This window comes from Bacillus sp. LL01 (assembly GCF_001037965.1).
The window spans coordinates 1-4,025 of record NZ_LFEL01000190.1 but is presented as its reverse complement, the minus strand read 5'-3'; the positions used below and the strand labels follow the sequence as shown (position 1 = coordinate 4,025).

Sequence of the window (4,025 nt, the reverse complement as noted above, 5' to 3'; positions counted from 1 at the left end):
TGACCGGCCATCCAGTTGTTTCCCAACCTTTAAATGGTGTATTTTTACCTTTTGATGCAAAGGCTGTAGGATCAATCGATTCAACTAGATTTAAATCAATCACACATAAATCGGCTTCGTTTCCTTCTTTTAATTCACCTGTTTTAAGGTTAAATGTAGTTGCTGGCTTTACTGTTAACCAATCAATAAGTTGCTTAAGTGTAATGATGTTTTTTTGCACGAGATGGGTGTGCAGCAATGTAAAAGCAGTCTCTAGGCCGACAATCCCAAAAGGAGCAAGCTCGATCCCTTGTGCTTTTTCTTCAGCTGTATGTGGTGCATGATCGGTTGCAATAAAATCAATCGTCCCATCAAGTAACCCTTCGATTAAAGCTTCTTKATCTTCTTTACTACGGAGAGGAGGATTCATTTTAAAGTTTGCATCGAGCCCTTCTATATCCTCTTCACATAAGAGTAAGTGATGTGGGGTAACTTCTGCTGTAACCCTAATGCCTGCACGCTTTGCATCACGAACGACACGAACGGATTCCTTCGTGCTTATATGGCAGACATGATAATGAACACCAGCTGCCTCAGCGAGCAATACGTCTCTGGCGATATGTACAGATTCACATACTGAAGGAATGCCATTCAATCCTTTTTCTTTYGAAAAGCGCCCTTCATGTACCGAACCATTTTGAATCAATGTATTTTCTTCACAATGGGCAACAATCGCCATGTCCAATGCTGCTGCTTTTCTCATCGCTTCTAGCATCATCGCGGCCGACTGAATTCCTACGCCATCATCAGTGAAAGCAAATGCTCCTGCTTCTTTTAATTCTTCAAAATTCGTTAATTCACGTCCGAGTAATCGAGTAGTAATTGCTGCATAAGGAAGAACGTTCACATGAGCTGATTCTTCGATTCTTTCTTGCATCCAATTAAGCTGTTCCTTCGTATCAGGTGTCGGTCGTGTATTGGGCATAGCCGCGATTGTTGTAAATCCACCTCTTGCTGCAGCTTTTGTTCCTGTTTCAATCGTTTCTTTTTTCTCTCCACCCGGCTCACGTAGATGAACATGCACATCCACAAATCCTGGTGTAATTAATTTATCTGTCACATCTATTATGTTGCTAGGGTTTTCAGGTCGTTCATTGATCAGCTTTCCATTTTCAAATRAAATGTCCTTTTTTACTAACTCGCCTTTATCTGATAGGATGTAGCCATTTTTTAATGTTGTAATCATGAATGATTCCCCCAATTATAGATTTTGTAGTGCGCGCYTTAAGATTGCCATGCGGATAAAGACTCCGTTTTCCATTTGTTTAAAAATCCGTGATCGTCTGCATTCAACTAATTCACTCGCGATTTCTACCCCTCGGTTCACGGGTGCAGGATGCATGATGATAGAATGCCTCTGCATGTTAGCTTCTCTTTCAATCGTCAAACCATGTTGCAAGTGATACGACTCGCTGGATGACATCGGGCCACCCTCATGACGTTCGTTTTGTATTCTAAGTAGCATGATGACATCTGCACGCTCGACTGCGGTGTCCATTGAAACGTAAGGATACATATCAGAAAACCCTTCCATCCATTCCATCGGCCCAGAGATCAGCACCTTCGCACCTAAGCGAGTTAAGATTTCAGCATTTGATCGTGCTACTCGACTATGTCTGAGGTCGCCACAAATGACGACTCGAACACCTTTAAACGTTCCAAATTCTTGTTTGATTGTTAACAAATCAAGTAGAGATTGGCTCGGATGCTGGCCACATCCATCACCTGCATTGATGATAGGAATGGCTAATCGATCTTCTAATTCCTCATAATATTTACTTTTCGGATGACGGATCACTAGTGCTTTGGCACCGATTGATTCAAGTGTTTTTGCTGTATCATACAAGGTCTCACCTTTTTGGACACTAGATGTTTCACCATCAAAAGCAAGCACCTCTAACCCAAGTTTTCGTTCAGCTACTTCAAAGCTCATCTTTGTACGAGTACTCGGTTCAAAAAACAAGTTAGCTACAAATGTTTGGTCAGCCGGCCTCCAGCTCGTTCCTTTTGAGAAAGCTTCTGCTTCATGCAAGATCCAATCAATTTCATTAAGTGATAGTTCCGACATTGTATGAAGCCCTTTACTTACCAATTTTTCGATACTCATCTGCATCCCCTTACGCCTCCTTGGTATAATAAGCCTTTTTTCAGAGAGAAAAACCCTGAGATGAGACATCTCAGGGTATAGGGAATTAGAGGAGACACCATACCATACTTGATATCTCTCCATTACACTATTCCTTTGAAGTCTCTCTGTACTTCTTTAAAGGGTCTATTTATTAAGCTACTTGTTCTTCTTTCTCTTCATCAGAGAATGGGTTCTTTTTGCTATAGCTTTCTTCTTTATTTGGGAGGACTTGGTGAAGAACAATCCCAATGATTGTTGCTAATGCCATTCCCGCAAGCTGAATGTCTTCTGATACTTGAATGAATGCTCCACCAATCCCGATCACTAAGATGACGGAAGATATGATTAAGTTTCGCTTACTGCCAAGGTTAATATTGTTATCGATTAACATTCTAAGACCAGATGATGCAATAACCCCGAACAAGAGGATTGATACACCACCCATGACTGCTGTTGGAATCGTGGAGATTAGTGCAGAAATTTTTCCGATGAAAGCAAATCCAATTGCTAGTGTTGCTGCACCACCGATAACGAATACACTAAATACTCGCGTGATTGCTAGCACCCCAATATTTTCACCGTAAGTCGTATTTGGTGGTCCTCCAATGAATGAAGCGATCATTGTTGCAACCCCATCCCCTAATATCGAACGGTGTAAACCTGGTTTTTCAATAAAATTCTTCCCGACCACTTTACTTAGTACCATTTGATCACCAATATGCTCAGCAATCGTTACTACTGCTATTGGCATCATGATTGCTGCTATTGCCCAAGACCATTGCGGTGTGTAGTTAACAAAGGGTACAAGAAGTTCAGGTGCCGCAATCCAAGCTGCTTCTCTTACTGGTGTGAAATCGACTAGACCTTGTGTGAAGGCGAACAAATAACCGCCGATAATTCCAAACATAATCGGGACAAGTCCGAAAAACCCTTTTAAAAACATCGATACGATAATGGTAATTCCTAATGTGACTAATGCTACAGTGAAATGCGTTGTACTATATACTTGCTCTTCCATCCCTGGAATGTACATCGCCATATCGATCGCAACTCCAGCAAGACCAAGACCGATGACGATAATAACAGGTCCTACAACGATTGGCGGAAGTAATTTCATAATCCAATTGACACCACTTGTTTTAATTAAAAGGGCAACTGCTCCATAGACAAGTCCGGCTAAGAAGCTACCAAGCATCGCTCCTTCAGGCCCTCCAAGAGAGGTTGCTGCTAGAATAGGTGCAATGAAGGCAAAGGATGAACCGAGATAAGCGGGCACTTGGCCTTTTGTAATGAGTAAGTATGCAAGCGTCCCTAACCCACTTGAAAGGAGCGCAACTGATGGAGATAACCCCACCAAGAATGGTACAAGGATCGTTGCTCCGAACATTGCACATAAATGCTGTAAACTTAGTACGAACCATTTATCAAATCGTGGAATTTCTTTAATGCCAACYTCTGCTGTTTGTTTATTCATCATAATTCCTCCTTAGTTCTCTAAACAAAAAACCTCTTTGCGTATGACAAAGAGGTTTCACCTAACTGGTCTGATAAAGAGATCAGACTACTAGTAAGGAGCGACCCTCTTGTCAGCCTCGCAGGACTGGGTTAAAGAGGTATACATATGAGGTTTTTTGTATTCAATCTGTTCTTTCATTTGTTTCAATTCTTTGTTCAATCGTGACTTCATCGGTTGCATCCACCTCACTGAGCTTCGCAACGATTTTTTCACTTTTTGAGGTTGGAACATTTTTACCAACATAATCCGGTCGTATCGGCAATTCACGATGGCCTCGATCAATTAATACGGCTAATTGTATCTGTTCAGGTCGCCCTAAATCAATTAATGCATCTAGTGCCG

The 4,025-nt window shown here is 41.6% G+C and carries 3 protein-coding genes and 1 pseudogene; all 4 read right to left on the bottom strand.

All coding sequences use genetic code 11. The features are described 5' to 3' along the window. The coding region (locus tag AB685_RS27680) for a dihydroorotase (RefSeq protein WP_047973818.1) at positions 1-1,225 on the bottom strand (1,225 nt) is incomplete at its 3' end. A 15-nt stretch (positions 1,226-1,240) separates the two neighbouring features. Then, positions 1,241-2,152 carry an aspartate carbamoyltransferase catalytic subunit gene (locus tag AB685_RS27675; RefSeq protein WP_082153800.1) on the bottom strand — a complete coding sequence of 304 codons (912 nt, stop codon included), beginning with the start codon at positions 2,150-2,152 and terminating at the stop codon, positions 1,241-1,243. Between the two features lie 166 nt (positions 2,153-2,318). Next, positions 2,319-3,641, bottom strand: coding sequence for a solute carrier family 23 protein (locus AB685_RS27670; RefSeq protein WP_047973817.1), 1,323 nt, complete (start codon positions 3,639-3,641; stop codon positions 2,319-2,321). Positions 3,642-3,804: 163 nt separating this feature from the next. Beyond that, a pseudogene (locus AB685_RS27665) lies at positions 3,805-4,025 on the bottom strand (bifunctional pyr operon transcriptional regulator/uracil phosphoribosyltransferase); the annotation flags it as partial.